The sequence below is a fragment of the Streptomyces sp. I05A-00742 genome (genome assembly GCF_013055795.1).
Classification (GTDB): domain Bacteria; phylum Actinomycetota; class Actinomycetes; order Streptomycetales; family Streptomycetaceae; genus Streptomyces.
Map to the genome: position 1 here is coordinate 145,513 of NZ_JABETO010000013.1, position 14,474 is coordinate 159,986.

The following is a 14,474-nucleotide window of genomic DNA, read 5'->3' on the forward strand; positions in this document are numbered from 1 at the left end:
TCCGTTCCCGTTCCAGTGGATCGGTACGGTTTCCCGGACGGGTCCGGCGGCGGGTCGCGCGGCCGGGGCCGGCGGTCGGATCAGCGGTTGGCGACGAGCTGCCGGTCGAGCCAGCGCAGCACCTCGGGGTACTCCTCGCGCCAGGTCTGGAAGTTGTGGCCGCCCTCGTCGCGCATCAGCTTGTCGACCTTGGTCGGGGCCTTGGCCTTCTCGGCGAAGTGCATGGCCTGCTTGTAGTACTTCTCCTCGCCCTTCTTGCTGACGCCGACCAGCAGGGACACCGGCGGCGGGGGCATGTGGGCGAGGCGCCAGACCAGGTCGGCCTCGTTCTTGAGCTGCTTGTTGCCGGCGTAGAGGTCGCCGGTGTCACGGTCCTGGCGTGCGAAGAAGTCGGCGGAGAGGCCGGCCGCGGCGCCGTAGCGGGCCGGGTTGGTCATGGCCATCTTCAGCGCGCAGTAGCCGCCGGTGGAGTTGCCCACCGCGCCCCAGCCGCCCCGCGAGTTGTCGGCGCGGTACTTGTCGTTGACGGCGACGGGCAAGTCCTGGTTGAAGAAGGTCAGCGCCTGCGGGCCGCCCGGGACGTCGGTGCAGTTGGTGTCGCGGTTCATCACCACGGAGGGCCGGACCATCAGGACGATCGTCGGGCGCATCTTCTTGTCGACGATGGCCTTCGAGGCGGCCTGCGGGACCTTGATCTGGGTGATCAGGTTCTTGGAGACGCCGGGCTGGCCGGTGACCGCGACGATCACCGGGAAGCGCTCCTTCTCGTGGGCCTTCTGGAAGTACTGCGGCGGCAGGTACGCGTACCCGTCCATGCTCAGCCCGGTGACCGGCCCGCGTATCGCTATCCGGTCGACCTGGCCCGCCTTCTCCCGCGGCCCCAGACCCACCGACTCCTGCCCCTTGACCACGAGCGCGGGCGGCCGCTTGCCGCCCACCTGGCCGGGCTGGAGTTCCTGGTGGCTGGAGGTCTTGCCGAACAGCTCGTTCCAGGTGGAGTAGAAGCCGAACTCGTTGTTGGCGGCGACGAGCAGCACCGCGAGAATGCTCACCTGGGACAGGACGAGCATGCCCAGGCGCGACGCCCAGGCCAGCACCCCCTTACGGGCGGCGCGCGGCCACAGCCACAGAACCAGGGCGCACATCGCTACCGCGACGCACACCAAGAGCAACAGAAGATTCTGGGACGTGAGACCCACGGTGGTAACTCCTCTTGGAGGGTGCTTTCACCTGAAAGAGAGGGACGACGACCGGGGGAGGTTCCGTATATGAACCGCAATCTCATGCTATGGCGCCGGCGGCCGGCGCGCACGCCCGTTCCCGGTGCTCCGAGGGGGCGCCCCGGGAACGGCGCGGAGGAGATTACCACGCGGTAAGGGGCCGCCAATGAGTGGGTACTTGCGTGGAAAAGGCCGGTGCCGGGGGCCGGGAACCGTTCCGGCGGAATGCCGGGGACAGGCGCCGCCCGGAAATGAGGTATTCCGGCGCGAAGCGCCGCGGCATCACCGTCGGCGGCATCCGCATTTCCTCCGGAGAGGAGAGCGAAGGCGCGTGCGGGGAGTGACTGACATCACGCCGGAGTGCTGGTCCGAGGGGCGGCCGGTGACGAGCGGGCCGCGTCATTTCCGGTTTCTCCGGAGGGCGGGGCGGATTCCGTTTCCGGCGCCGCCGGCATGGCCCGAGTGCGCCGGGTCACATGCCCGAGTGCGCTGGGTCACATGAGGAGAAGCGGTCCGCGGACGGCTGTGAAAGTCACGGCGAATTTCATGGCGGGCGGAATGTCGCTCGGCGGGCCGAGGGTGGGGAACATCCGACGCGCGCCGAGTGTGCGGCCCGAGCATGGCCTCCTTGGCGAGGAGGCGTGCGGGGGGACCTGACAGTCTGTCAGATAGGGGTGGTGCTCGTGGGGCAAGTGTGACGCGTGTGACGGAAGTTGAGAATCTCTGCCCTTCCGACCCTCCCGTGCGTAGGCTCGACCATCGGTATCCGGCTCGTACGAAGGCTGAGGAAGGCCGATGACTCCTGCGTCCCTGCGCGCCCCGGAACATCCCGGGACGTCCGCCCAGCAACTCCCGCCCCCGTTCTCCCATTTCCCCGCCGATCTGCTGACGGACGCCCTCGGGGCGCTGCCGCAGACGGCGGTGACCACGTTCACCGAGTCCTGGAACGACCTGCCCGCCGACGCGCACCTGGGCACCGACACCCCGTACCGCTTCCGCCGGTACAGCAGATTCCGGATCCACCCGGACCGCCTGGAGCGGCTGCCGCACGTCGCCTTCTTCCAGGACGAGACCGTGAACCGGGTGAACGGCGGAGTGGACCGCATGTTCGCCCCGCTGGCGGACGACGTGGCCGGGGGGAGCGCCCTGGACACCATCGTCCGCACGCTCCGGGAGCGGCTGCCCGGGCCGCGGGAGGGGATGGACGCCTGTGGGGTGCATCAGATACGCGTCGTCGCCACCCGGGACGCCGAGGGGCACCCCGCCCCGGAGGGCATCCATCAGGACGGCCACTGCTACGTGGCCCAGGTGCTGATCCGGCGCGAGAACGTGGAGGGAGCCGACTCCCGCCTCTACGACCTGGAGCGCGTGCCCGTCCATGAGGCCCTGCTCCGCGCGCCGTTCGAGACGATCGTCCTCGACGACCGTCGGGTCTTCCACGGGGTCACGGCGATCCGTCCGGCCGCGGGGGTCGAACGGGGCGTGCGGGACATGATGCTGGTCGACTTCTTCCCCGACGGGGACTGACGCTTCTTCCCCGACGGGGACTGATGCTCCTTCCCCGATGGGGCTGATACTCCGATTCGCCCCCGGGGGACTGATGCTCCGGGGTGTCCGCGCGGCGGCGCGGGCACCCCGGTTCTCCTGTGCGGCCCGGAGCCCCCGGGCGCCGCGGCGGCGGGCGCGGGCGGTGCGCTCGTGAAGGCCGGACTCACCCGGCATTTCCGACAGTTGTCATCAGGCCGATCTGGAGACACACGCCAACCGGACTGTTGTGCGATCAACTGTACGAAAGACGTGTGTCCGGAATCGGCGCTTCGCGCCATCGAAGCAGGTCATCCCGGACGGCAGGGCGTATGGGCGGAATATCGCGCCTCCCTCGACGGCCGCGGCCCCTGCGGCGGATTCCGGCCAGGTACACGTAAACGACAGTGGCCTCCTGTGCCGGTCGACACACGCCGCGTTCCGGCATGGCGCACTATATGGCTGGGCGATCGAGAGGCGTATGGGCCTCCCGGTGTCCCTCGCTCCCACGCCCTTGACCGGGGCCCAGCGGGAGACGAATGCGGCCGGCGTGGGGAGCCGGCCGAGTGCGACCGAACAGCCGGGGGTTCGACCACCCGTGCGCCCGGGGCCCGGCCGTCCCGCGCGGACACATTCACGAAGAGGACGGCACCGCCGTGTCACCGCCGTCCCAGCAGGGGGGAGTTGCACCATGGTACGTACCACGCGTCTGCTCGCGGCCTGGGCCGCCGCGGCCCTGACGGCACTGACCCTGCCGTCGGCCGCCGCCGGGGCCGACGACGCGATACCCAGGGTCGACCTGCGGGTCCTGCTCGTCGACGACGGCGGGCCCGCGGTGGACGCCATCGGCGCCGAACTCGACACCGCGGGAACGCCGTACACCAAGGTCAGCCTCAAGGACGCCGGCCGGCCGAAGATCGACGAGGCCTACCTCAGCGACACCGTGGACGGCAGACCGCGCGCCAAGTTCCAGGGCGTCGTCCTGCCCAACGACAACCCGTTCGGCGACGGTTCGTCCGAGATGGCGGCCCTGGCCGCCTACGAGAAACGATTCGGCATCCGTCAGGTGGACGCCTACACCTACGCCCGCCCCGCCGTCGGCCTCAACGCCGCGCAGGAGCACGGCTGGAGCGGCCCCCTGGACGGGAAGACCGCGGCGGTCACCGCCGAGGGCGCGGGCGGTCCGTTCGGCTACCTGCGGAAGAACGTGCCCTTCGAGGACAACGACCCGGAGGTCAAGGAGAGTTACGGCTATCTCTCCACGCCCCTGGAGCGGCAGGACGAGGGGGCGACCTTCACCACGTACGTCGACGCGCCCATCCCCGGCACCTCCTCGCGCGGCTCGCTGATCGGCCAGTACACCCACGACGGCCGCAGCGAACTGGTCGTCACCTTCGTCGCCAACCAGTACCAGACCCAGTTCCGGCTGGTCTCCCGCGGCATCGTCGAGTGGCTGACCCAGGGCGTCCACCTCGGCGCCTCGCGCGACTACTTCGGCGTCCACGTCGACGACCTCTTCGCCTCCGACGACCGCTGGGACAGCAAGCGCAAGTGCACCCCGGGCGACGTCGACTGCCCCGGCAACCCCTCGCCCGACGCCCCGCCGATCCGGATGACGCCGGAGGACGCGACGTACGCCAAGGAGTGGTCGAAGCGCCACAACCTGCCGCTGGACTTCGCGTACAACGGGGTCGGCAGCGAGGAGTACCGGGCGTCGCACGGCGGCGCCCGTGACCCGCTGCTCGACCGGTTCGTCGCCGACCAGCAGTCGTTCCGCTGGCTCAACCACACCTATACGCACGCCTTCCTCGGCTGTGTGCAGAACACCAACGTCGTCCCGTGGAAGTGCTCCACGGACCTGCTCGGCAGGATCCGCTGGGTCGACGAGCAGAAGATCACCCAGGAGATCGGCCAGAACCTCACCTGGGCCGCCCGGCAGGGGCTCAAGGTCGAACCGGACGAGCTCGTCACCGGCGAGCACTCCGGGCTGCGCACCCTTCCCCAGCAGAAGGACGACAACCCCGGCCTCGCCGGCGCCCTCACCCGCACCGGGGTGAAGTGGCTGGCCAGCGACAGCTCCCGGGAGCCGAGCCAGCGCCGGATCGGCCCCGCCCGGACCGTCTCCCGCTACCCGATGAACGTGTACTACAACGTGGGCACCGCCGCCGAGCAGACCGACGAGTACAACTGGCTGTACACGAAGAAGGCCGACGGCGGCAGCGGCATCTGCGAGAACTCCACCGTCACCACCTGCCTGAAGGCCCCGCTGGACGTCACAACCGGGTTCACCTCCTACATCGCGCCCCTGGAGGCACGGATCGCCCTCGGCCACGTCCTCTCCAACGACCCGCGCCCGCACTTCATGCACCAGTCCAACCTCGCCGAGGAGCGCATCGGCTACACGGTCCTGGAGAAGGTCCTCGCCGACCACACCGCCCTCTTCGCGGACAACACCCCGCTGGTCAGCCTCCGTATGAGCGACGTCGGCGCCGAGATGGGCAAGCGGGCCGCCTGGGCCGACGCCGTCGCCGCGGGCAAGGTCACCGCCCACCGCACCGGCTCCACCGTCACGGTCACCGCACCCGCCGGCGTCGAGGCGACCCTGACCCTGCCCACCGGGGCCACCCAGGTCGAGGACGGCACCTCCGTGCCCTTCGGCGGCGCCTACGCCGGGCAGCGCTCCGGCTGGGCCGTGCCCGCGGCCGGCCAGGGCAGCACGGTCTTCGCACTCCCCGCCGACGGCACCCCCGCCGCACCGCACGCCACCGGGAAGGCCGCCCGCGTCCAGGCGCCGGCCGCCGCCCTGCCGGTGCCGCCGGGCACCGGGCACCGGGTCCCCCGCGGCACCGGCGACGGCCCGCGGCGCTGAGCACGGCCGTACCTCCGTGCGCACCGCCCCACGTCACGCCGTCTCTCGCGGAGAAACCGAATTTCCATGCACGGACCCCTTGCCGCTCCCGCGGCCGACGCCCCCTTGGTGACGCTGCTCACCGAGGGGACCTATCCCCACAGCCACGGCGGGGTCAGCGTCTGGTGCGACCAACTGGTGCAGGGCATGCCCGACATCCCCTTCCGGATCATCGCCGTCACCGGAACCGGGCGTGAACAGCTCGCCTGGCAGCTCCCGCACAATGTGCGGAACGTGGACACCGTCCCGCTGTGGGGCACCGTCCCCGCCGGCCGCGCACCCCGCGGCCGGGCGCTGCGCACCTTCCTCGCCGCCTACGAACGCTTCCTCCTGTCCCTCCTCGACCCGGCGCACGAGCAGGACTTCGCCCACGCCTTCCACCGGCTCGCCGACCACGCGGCCACCGGCACCCTGCCGGCCCTGCTCCAGGGCGAGGACGCCGTCCGCACCCTCGCCCGGCTCTGGACCCGGCCGGCGCTGGCCACCGCCGCCGCCCGCCCCACCCTGCACGACGCGCTCACCGCCACCGACCTGCTGGAGCACGCGCTGCGCCCGCTCGCCGCCGACGTCCCCGCCGAGGGCATCACCCACGCCGTGAGCGGCGGCCTCGCGGCCGTCCCCGGCCTGATCGCCCACCACCGCCACGGCACCCCCTTCCTCCTCACCGAACACGGCATCTATCTGCGCGAGCGCTACCTCGGCTTCCGCGCCGAGCCCTACCGCTGGCCGGTCAAGGCCCTGATGCTGGGCCTCTTCCGGCAACTCGCCCAGGAGTCCTACCGCCGCGCCGCGCTCGTCACCCCCGGCAACCGCTACAACCGGCGCTGGGAGGAGCACGGCGGCACCCCGCCCGAGCGCATCCGCACCGTCTACAACGGCGTCGACCCCGCCGCGTTCCCGCCCGCCGGGCCGGAACCCGGGGTGCCGACCCTCAGCTGGGCCGGACGCGTCGACCCCATCAAGGGCCTCGACACCCTGATCCGCGCCTTCGCCCTCGTCAAACGACGTGTCCCCGAGGCCCTGCTGCGGCTCTTCGGCGGCACACCGCGCGGCGGCGAGGGCTACCGGACCGCCTGCGAGAAGCTCGCGGCCGACCTCGGGGTCGGCGACTCCGTCACCTTCGAGGGCCGCGTGGAGGACATCCGCGACGCCTACGCCGCGGGCAACGTCGTGATGCTCTCCAGCATCAGCGAGGGGTTCCCCTTCACCCTGATCGAGGCCATGTCCTGCGGCCGCGCCACCGTCTCCACCGACGTCGGGGGAGTGCGGGAGGCCGTGGGCGACAGCGGTATCGTCGTACCGCCCCGGGACCCGGAGAGCATGGCTGAGGCCGCCCTCACGCTGCTGAGTGACCATCAACTCCGCGCGCGGATGGGGGAGTCGGCACGGCTCCGGGTCATCGAACAGTTCACCCTCCGGCAGACCATCAGCGCCTTCCGCGAGATCTATCACGACCTCGACGCCGGACGGCACCGGGAGACGGCGTTCGCCGTACGGGACGTGCCCACCATGGTGCTCGCCGCGGGCGGTGCCCGATGAGCGGCCCGCTGCGGCTGGTGCCGCCCGACCCCGACGCCGTCCACGAACTGAGCGGCGCGCCGCCCGTCCGGCCGCGCGGGGACGCGGACCCCATCGGCGAACTCGCCCGCGAACTCGCCGACGTCTGCGCCGCCGCCGTGCACCCCGACGAGATCGCCGCCGTCCTGGAGGCCGACGGCCTCACCAGCGAACAGATCACCGGCCGTTACGGACTGAACGACTCCTTCGAACTCGCCGCCGCACTCTACGCCCGTGTCCCCCGCGCCCACCCCGAACCCCCGCCCGCCCCCGACCCCTGGCGGGTCAGACCCGCCCTCGTCCTGCTCCGCTCACTGGTCTTCACCCTCCCCGGCTTCGGGTACGCGCTCGGCGCGCCGCTGCTCACCGGCGGCCGGGGCGCCGGCGGACTGCCCGACGGCACGGCCGGGCTGGTCGCCGCCGCCCTCACGGCCTGGGCCTGGAACCAGGCCCTCGCCCACCGCGCCTACCTCCGCCTGGCGTCCGGCGGCCGCGCCGCCGCCGGACGCTGCCTCCGCGTCGGCGCCCCGCTCGGCGCGCTCCTGGCCACCGCGGCCGCGCTCGCCCTCCACGGGCCCGCCGGGGCCGTCTCGTTCGCCATCGGCCAGGCGCTCTATCTGTCGGCCGCGACCGTCCTGCTCGTGCTGGGCCGCGAACGCCTCCTCCTGTACACGCTGGTGCCCGTCGCCGGCGGGGGCGCCGCCGTCCTCGTCGCCGAACCGCCCCGCGCCGTGGCCGTCGGCCTGCTGCTCGCCACCCTGGCCGCGGTGATCGGAGCCGCGGCGTACCAGAACGTCCTCGCCGTACGGGAGAAGGGAACACCCGCACCGGCGCTCTCACCGCTCGCCTCCGTCCCCTACGGGCTCTTCGGGCTCGGCTGCGGCATCCTGACGGCCGTCGCCGCCCTCGGCGACGTGCTGCGCCACGGCGACCACGCCGATCCCGCGGGCCCCGCCGTCATCGCCCTCACCCTCAGCATGGGCGCCGCCGAGTGGCTGCTCTACCGGTTCCGCAGCCGGGCCCTGAAGGCGCTCGCCCGGGCGACGACGATCCGTGGACTGCCGGCGGGCATCGCCCGCGTCCTCGGCCTCTGCGTCACCGGCTACCTCGCCGCCCTCGCCGCGCTGGCGCTCGCCGCCGACGCGGTCTGGCCCGACGGCCCGCCGCCGACACCCCTGCGCACGGCGGCCCTGCTGGCCCTCGGCGCGGTGCTGTGGACGGGGCTGCTGCTCCAGGCGTACGGCATCGCCTGGATCCCGGCGCTGCTCTGTCTCGGGGCGGGCGCCGCCGAGGCCGTCGCCCTGGCGGCCCGGCTGCCCTCGCCGGCCGTCGTCCAACTCGTCGTCTGCGCCTGTGCCGCGGCCGCCCTGGTGGCCGCCACCACCGCGCGGCTCGGCCGGATCACCGCACACCGCTGACCCGGCCGCGCCGCCAACGGTTCCACCGGCACCACCTGTTCGTCCCGGCACCATTGCCCGGCCGTCCGTACCACCGCATCACTGCCCGGCCTGTACCACGGCTCCACTGCCGGACCGTCTGCACCACTGCGCCACCGCCCGTCTGTACCCCTGCGCCACCGTCCGGCCTGTACTACCGCTCCACTGCACGGCCGTCCGTACCACCGCTCCACCGCCGGGCCGTCTGCACCACTGCACCACCGTCCGGCCTGTACTACCGCTCCACCGCCGGGCCGCCCGTACCACCGCATCACCGCCCGGCCCGCACCACGCACCACCGCCCGGCCGTCCGTATCACCGCCCGGCCTTCACCACCGCAACACCGCACCACCCCCGGGCCGTCCGCACCACCGCGCCACCCCCGGCCGTCCGCGCCACCGCGTCACCGCACCACCGAGGCCGTCCCCGCGCCGCCCGCACACCCGGGGCGGCGCACCGCCCCGGACCCGTACCGCCCGGCACACCGACCCAGAGGAGCACTCCGCATGACCCCGCAGTCCCCGTCCCCCGCCCCGAACCCGTCCGCCCCGAGCCCGTCCGCCGAGGGCTCCGCCCCCACCCGCGTCGCCGTCACCGGCGCCGAGGGGTTCATCGGCTCGCACCTGGTGGAGGCGCTCGTCGCCGACGGCCACCGGGTCCGGGCGATGGTGCAGTACAACTCCTTCTCCTCCTACGGCTGGCTGGAGACCCTGCCGGCCGAGGTGCTGGACGCCGTCGAGATCGTCCTCGGCGACGTCCGCGACCCGGGCTCCGTCCAGGACCTGGTCAAGGGCGCCGACGCCGTCTACCACCTGGCCGCGCTGATCGCGATCCCGTACTCGTACCGCGCGCCCCACAGCTATGTGGAGACCAACGTCACCGGCACCCTCAATGTGCTGGAGGCCGTGCGCCACCTGGAGATACCGCGCCTGGTCCACACCTCCACCAGCGAGACCTACGGCACCGCGCAGACCGTGCCGATCACCGAGGACCACCCGATCCACACCCAGTCCCCGTACGCCGCCTCCAAGGCCGGCGGCGACCGGCTCGCCGACAGCTACCACGCCAGCTTCGAGCTCCCCGTCGTCACCCTGCGGCCCTTCAACACCTTCGGCCCCCGCCAGTCCATGCGCGCTGTCATCCCCACCGTCATCGGACAGGTGGCCGCCGGGGAACGCACCATCACCCTGGGCGACCTGCGCCCCACCCGGGACTTCAGCTACGTCAAGGACACGGTGGCCGCCTTCCGCGCCGTCGGCACCGCGCCGGCCGAACGCGTCGTCGGCCGCACCTTCAACTCCGGCACCGGCCAGGAGATCTCGGTCGGCGACCTGGTCGGCCTGATCGGCAAGATCATGGGCACCGACCTCGACGTCCGCGAGGACACCGCCCGCGTCCGGCCCGCCGCCTCCGAGGTCATGCGCCTGGTCTGTGACGCCTCCCGGCTGCGCGCCGCCACCGGCTGGGCGCCCGCCCACACCCTGGAGGACGGCCTCGCCGCCACCGTCGCCTTCTTCCGCGACCCCGCCAACCTCGCCCGCTACAAGACCGGCATCTACAACGTGTGACCGCTTCCCCCGGTCCGTCCCCGTGAACCGACCGCGCACCCCAGCAGAGAGGAACGGCACCCATGCACGCAGTCATCCTGGCCGGAGGCAAGGGCATCCGGCTGCGCCCGTACACCACCGCCCTGCCCAAACCCCTGGTTCCGATAGGCGACCAGCACGCCATCCTGGAAATAGTGATGCGTCAGCTGGCCAACGCCGGCTTCCGCAGCTGCACCCTGGCCATCGGCCACCTCGGCCACATCATCCGCGCCTACGTCGGCGACGGCTCCCAGTGGGGCCTGCGCGTGGACTACACGACGGAGGAGAGCCCGCTCGGCACCATGGGCCCGCTGCTCACCATGACCGACCGGCTGCCGGCGCACTTCCTGGTGATGAACGGCGACATCCTCACCGACCTCGACTTCGCCGACGTGCTGCGTGACCACCGGGCCTCCGCGGCCCCGCTGACCATCGCCACCTACGCCCGCCGGGTCAACATCGACTTCGGGGTGCTCACCACCGAGGCCGGCCGCGTCACGGGGTTCGCCGAGAAGCCCAGCATGGACTACCGCGTCTCCATGGGCGTCTACGGTGTCACCCGCGACGCGCTGGCCCGCTACACCCCCGGCCTGCCGCTCGGCTTCGACGAACTGGTCCTGGACCTGCTCGCCGCCGGCACCCCGCCGAACGCCTACGAGTTCGACGGCTACTGGCTGGACATCGGCCGCCCCGACGACTACGACCGGGCCAACGCGGAGTTCTCCCACCGCCGCGACCTACTGATCAAAGGAGTGTGAACGACCCGCATGCGCATACTCGTCCTGGGCGCGACCGGCTTCCTGGGCCGGCACGCCGCCGAGCGGCTGCGCGCCCTCCCCGGCGCGCGGGTGCTCGACGGCGGCCGGTCGCCGGGCTCCGCCCTCCCCTGCGACCTGGCCGACGCCGACCCCGCCGACCTGGCCGTCGCCCTGCGCGGGGCCGCCCCCGACGCGGTCGTCAACTGCGCGGGCGCCATCGGCGGCAGCGCCACGGTGCTCACCGCCACCAACGCGCGGGGCCCGGCCGTGCTGTGCGAGGCGCTGCGGCTGGCGGCCCCCGCCGCGCGGCTGGTGCACCTCGGGTCGTCGGCGGAGTACGGGGCCGGCGACGGCGCGCGGTCGCTCACGGAGACCGCCCCCGCCGCTCCGCTCGGCCTCTACGGGGCCACCAAGCTGGCGGGCACCCTGGCGGTGACCGGCTCCGGGCTCGACGCCCTCGTCCTGCGGGTGTTCAACCCGCTCGGCCCCGGATCGCCGTCCGGCTCCCTGCCCGGCCGGCTGGCCGAGGGCATCCGGGACGCCGGGCCCGACGGCACCGTCCGCACCGGCGACCTCTCCGCGCACCGCGACTTCGTCGACGCCAGGGACGTGGCGCGGGCCGTCGTCCTCGCCGTCACCGCCCCCGAGCCGGTGACCGGTGTGCTCAACATCGGCAGCGGGACCGCGCACACGGCCCGCGAGGTCGCCGAGGGGCTGGCGCGGGCCGCCGGATTCCGCGGGCGCGTCGACGAGAGCGGCGCGGGGTCGCCGCGGTCGGCGGCGCTGCCCTGGCAGCAGGCCGATGTGACGGCCGCGGCCCGGTCCCTCGGCTGGACGCCGCGGTACCCGTTCGACACCACCCTCGCCGACCTCTGGGCGGCCGCCCGGAGCCGGCCCGCGGGGGCGCTGCGGTGACAGCGCCGGCCGACGGCCGACGGCTGCTCGTACCGCTGTACGTCCACCCGGACGTGGACCCCGGCGCGTGGGCGGCCCTGCTGCGGGCCGCCCCCGCGCTGCGCGGCGTGGTGCTCAACACGGCGGACGGGCCGGGGCACCGGCCCGATCCGGTGTTCCGCGCCGCCGCCCGGCGGCTCCGGGCCGCGGGCGTCCCGCTGCTGGGGTACGTGGACACGGGCTACGGACATCGCTCCCTCCGCGCGGCGTTGACGGACGTCCGCAGGCACCGCAGATGGTACGACGTCTCCGGAGTGTTCTTCGACCAGGTGCCGGCGCAGCCGGAGTTCCTGTCCCGTTTCCGCCGACTCGCCCTGGTCACAAGGGCGTTGGGCGCCGGGACGATCGTCCTCAATCACGGCACGCATCCCGATCCCGGATATGCCGGGATCGCCGACCTTCTCATCACCTTTGAGGGTCCGTGGGAGGCGTACCGGACCGCCGGGGTCCCGGACTGGACGAAGTCCCATCTCCCTTCGCTCTTCGGCCACTTGGTCTACGGTGTGCCCCAGGAGCGGGCCGATCATGTGGCCCGCATTGCTGGCCTGCGCGGAGCCGGAGTGCACTGCGCGGTGCCGGGAAAGGGAGACAATCCATGGCAGACCGCACCACCGCCGAGCGTCTGACCCCGGGTGACGGGCGGCGCCGGAAGGCCCTGAAACCCCTGGGTGCCGGGGCGCTGGCGGCCGCAGCCCTGCTGGTCGTCACCGGTTGCTCGGGATCCGATGCCACGAACGTGAGCAACACCACGGCGCACAAGCCGAGTTCGAAAGCACCTCAGATGGAAGAGACCGCTCCCGCCGGTCAGCTCGGCAGTCAGGGCAAGCCCGGAAAGCCCGCGCGGCACGGCGCGACACCGGCGGCCTCCGGGCACGGAGGTCCGCGCACCGGCGCCGGCTCCAAGCCGTCGCCGACCGCTCCGCGGAAGTCCGCTCCGTCACCCGCCGCGCCGCCCCCCGGGAAGGCCGCGGGCGGGTGGTGGAAGCCGAGCCCCCGCACCCTCTGGCAGTGGCAGCTCGACGGCAAGGTCGACACGTCGGTGGACGTCCCCGTCTACGACATCGACGGCTTCGAGAACGACGCGGAGACCGTCGGGAAGCTGCACGCCGACGGGCGGAAGGTCATCTGCTACATCAACGTCGGAGCGCACGAGGACTGGCGGCCCGACAAGGACAAGTTCCCGGAGTCCGTCCTGGGCGAGAAGGTCGAGGGCTGGGAGGGCGAGCGGTGGCTCGACATCCGCCGGACGGACATCCTTGAGCCGCTCATGGCGGAACGTTTCGACATGTGCCGGAAGAAGGGGTTCGACGCGGTCGAGCCCGACCTGACCGAGGGCTACCGCAACAAGACGGGATTCGACCTCACCGCCGACCACCAGCTCGCGTTCAACCGGATGATCGCCCGGCTCGCCCATCAGCGCGGGATGTCCGTCGGGCTGAAGAACGACCTCGACCAGATACCGGAGCTCGTGGGCGACTTCGACTTCTCCGTGAACGAACAGTGCGCCGAGTACGGCGAGTGCGACAAACTCACGCCCTTTGTGAAGAACGGCAAAGCGGTGCTCCACGTCGAATACAAGCTGACGCCGGACAAGTTCTGCAGCAGGTCCAAGGAGCTGGGACTCAGCTCGATGCAGAAGAAACTGGGCCTCAACTCCTGGCGTCTTCCCTGCTGAACGGGGTTGTACGGGGGCGGAAGGATACCTTCCGCGCAGCGTGAAGAACCTCACAGATAACCGTTTCGACACCGGTTTTCGCCGGTGAATGGTGCAGGATCATGCACCGAACAACCAAGACCCCGTCACAGAGGCGGGCGACCCGGGCGGACGCCGAGTCCTGCCGCCGCTCCGGGTGCGGACCGGATTTCGCGGATCGGCAGGAGCGGGAGACCCAGGCACGACGGACCACGATGGCGGTGGTTCTAGGGGTGAAGCCACTTGGTGGCCGGGCAACTTCGCCAGCCCGAACCCGACAGGTCATCTTTCGCAGGCGGATGACGAAGGGCTTATCGGCATGTCTGCGTTGCCTCGAATACCCGCGCTCGTCTCCCGGGCCGGAGCCGCATCCGCCCTCACCGCCGCCACCGTCGCGGCCTCCGTCCTGCTCCCCGGCATGGCCGGAGAGGCACAGGCGGCGACCCCCGGTTCCAAGGCAGTGAAGGTCGCGGCGTCCAAGCAGGGCTCCCCGTACCAGTGGGGCGCCACGGGCCCGAACCGCTTCGACTGCTCAGGCCTGACGCTCTACTCGTTCAAGAAGGCCGGCAAGAAGCTGCCCCGCGTGGCCGCCGACCAGTACAACGCCACCCGGCACATCTCCCGGGGCTCCCGCTCCGTGGGCGACCTGGTGTTCTTCCACTCCGGCAGCAACGTCTACCACGTGGGCATCTACGCCGGCGGCGGCAAGATCTGGCACGCTCCGGGGACCGGCAAGAAGGTCCGGCTGGAGAAGATCTGGTCCAACAGTGTCTGGTACGGCCGCGTCCGCTGACGTCCGACGCACGGCCGGTGCCGGCGCCCCCGTGGCGCCGGCACC

At 72.3% G+C, this 14,474-nt stretch carries 11 protein-coding genes and 1 riboswitch; of the genes, 10 read left to right on the forward strand and 1 reads right to left on the reverse strand.

Going from position 1 to position 14,474, the window contains the following annotated elements:
• Nucleotides 1-80: 80 nt before the first annotated feature.
• Nucleotides 81-1,199, reverse strand: a complete 1,119-nt coding sequence (locus HN013_RS15385; RefSeq protein WP_171166702.1) for an esterase family protein — start codon at nt 1,197-1,199, stop codon at nt 81-83.
• 816 nt (nt 1,200-2,015) lie between these two features.
• Between HN013_RS15385 and HN013_RS15390 the strand changes: the two genes are divergently transcribed.
• From HN013_RS15390 to HN013_RS15435, 10 genes are all read left to right on the forward strand, one after another.
• Entirely contained in the window at nt 2,016-2,747 is a 732-nt protein-coding gene (locus tag HN013_RS15390) for a 2OG-Fe dioxygenase family protein (protein WP_171166703.1), read from the forward strand.
• Nucleotides 2,748-3,435: 688 nt separating this feature from the next.
• The gene (locus HN013_RS15395; protein WP_171166704.1) at nt 3,436-5,613 is read left to right on the forward strand and encodes a hypothetical protein; all 2,178 of its coding nucleotides are present in this window, start codon (nt 3,436-3,438) and stop codon (nt 5,611-5,613) included.
• Nucleotides 5,614-5,679: 66 nt separating this feature from the next.
• Complete coding sequence (pelF, locus tag HN013_RS15400) at nt 5,680-7,191, forward strand: GT4 family glycosyltransferase PelF (RefSeq protein ID WP_249375034.1); 1,512 nt, start codon at nt 5,680-5,682, stop codon at nt 7,189-7,191.
• Entirely contained in the window at nt 7,188-8,627 is a 1,440-nt protein-coding gene (locus HN013_RS15405; protein ID WP_171166705.1) for a hypothetical protein, read from the forward strand. Before pelF ends, HN013_RS15405 begins: the two co-directional genes overlap by 4 nt.
• Nucleotides 8,628-9,151: 524 nt before the next feature.
• A complete protein-coding gene (locus tag HN013_RS15410; RefSeq protein ID WP_171166706.1) occupies nt 9,152-10,213 on the forward strand; it encodes an SDR family NAD(P)-dependent oxidoreductase in 1,062 nt (353 codons plus the stop codon).
• Between the two features lie 62 nt (nt 10,214-10,275).
• Nucleotides 10,276-10,989, forward strand: a complete 714-nt coding sequence (locus HN013_RS15415) for a sugar phosphate nucleotidyltransferase (protein WP_171166707.1) — start codon at nt 10,276-10,278, stop codon at nt 10,987-10,989.
• Between the two features lie 9 nt (nt 10,990-10,998).
• A complete protein-coding gene (locus HN013_RS15420) occupies nt 10,999-11,904 on the forward strand; it encodes an NAD(P)-dependent oxidoreductase (protein ID WP_171166708.1) in 906 nt (301 codons plus the stop codon).
• A complete protein-coding gene (locus HN013_RS15425; protein WP_312018612.1) occupies nt 11,901-12,569 on the forward strand; it encodes a spherulation-specific family 4 protein in 669 nt (222 codons plus the stop codon). Before HN013_RS15420 ends, HN013_RS15425 begins: the two co-directional genes overlap by 4 nt.
• Nucleotides 12,539-13,618, forward strand: a complete 1,080-nt coding sequence (locus tag HN013_RS15430; protein WP_171166709.1) for an endo alpha-1,4 polygalactosaminidase — start codon at nt 12,539-12,541, stop codon at nt 13,616-13,618. The genes HN013_RS15425 and HN013_RS15430 overlap by 31 nt, the downstream gene beginning before the upstream one ends.
• Nucleotides 13,619-13,788: 170 nt before the next feature.
• Nucleotides 13,789-13,950, forward strand: a riboswitch (cyclic di-AMP (ydaO/yuaA leader).
• A gap of 5 nt (nt 13,951-13,955) precedes the next feature.
• A complete protein-coding gene (locus HN013_RS15435; RefSeq protein WP_171166710.1) occupies nt 13,956-14,429 on the forward strand; it encodes a C40 family peptidase in 474 nt (157 codons plus the stop codon).
• The last annotated feature ends 45 nt before the right edge of the window (nt 14,430-14,474 follow it).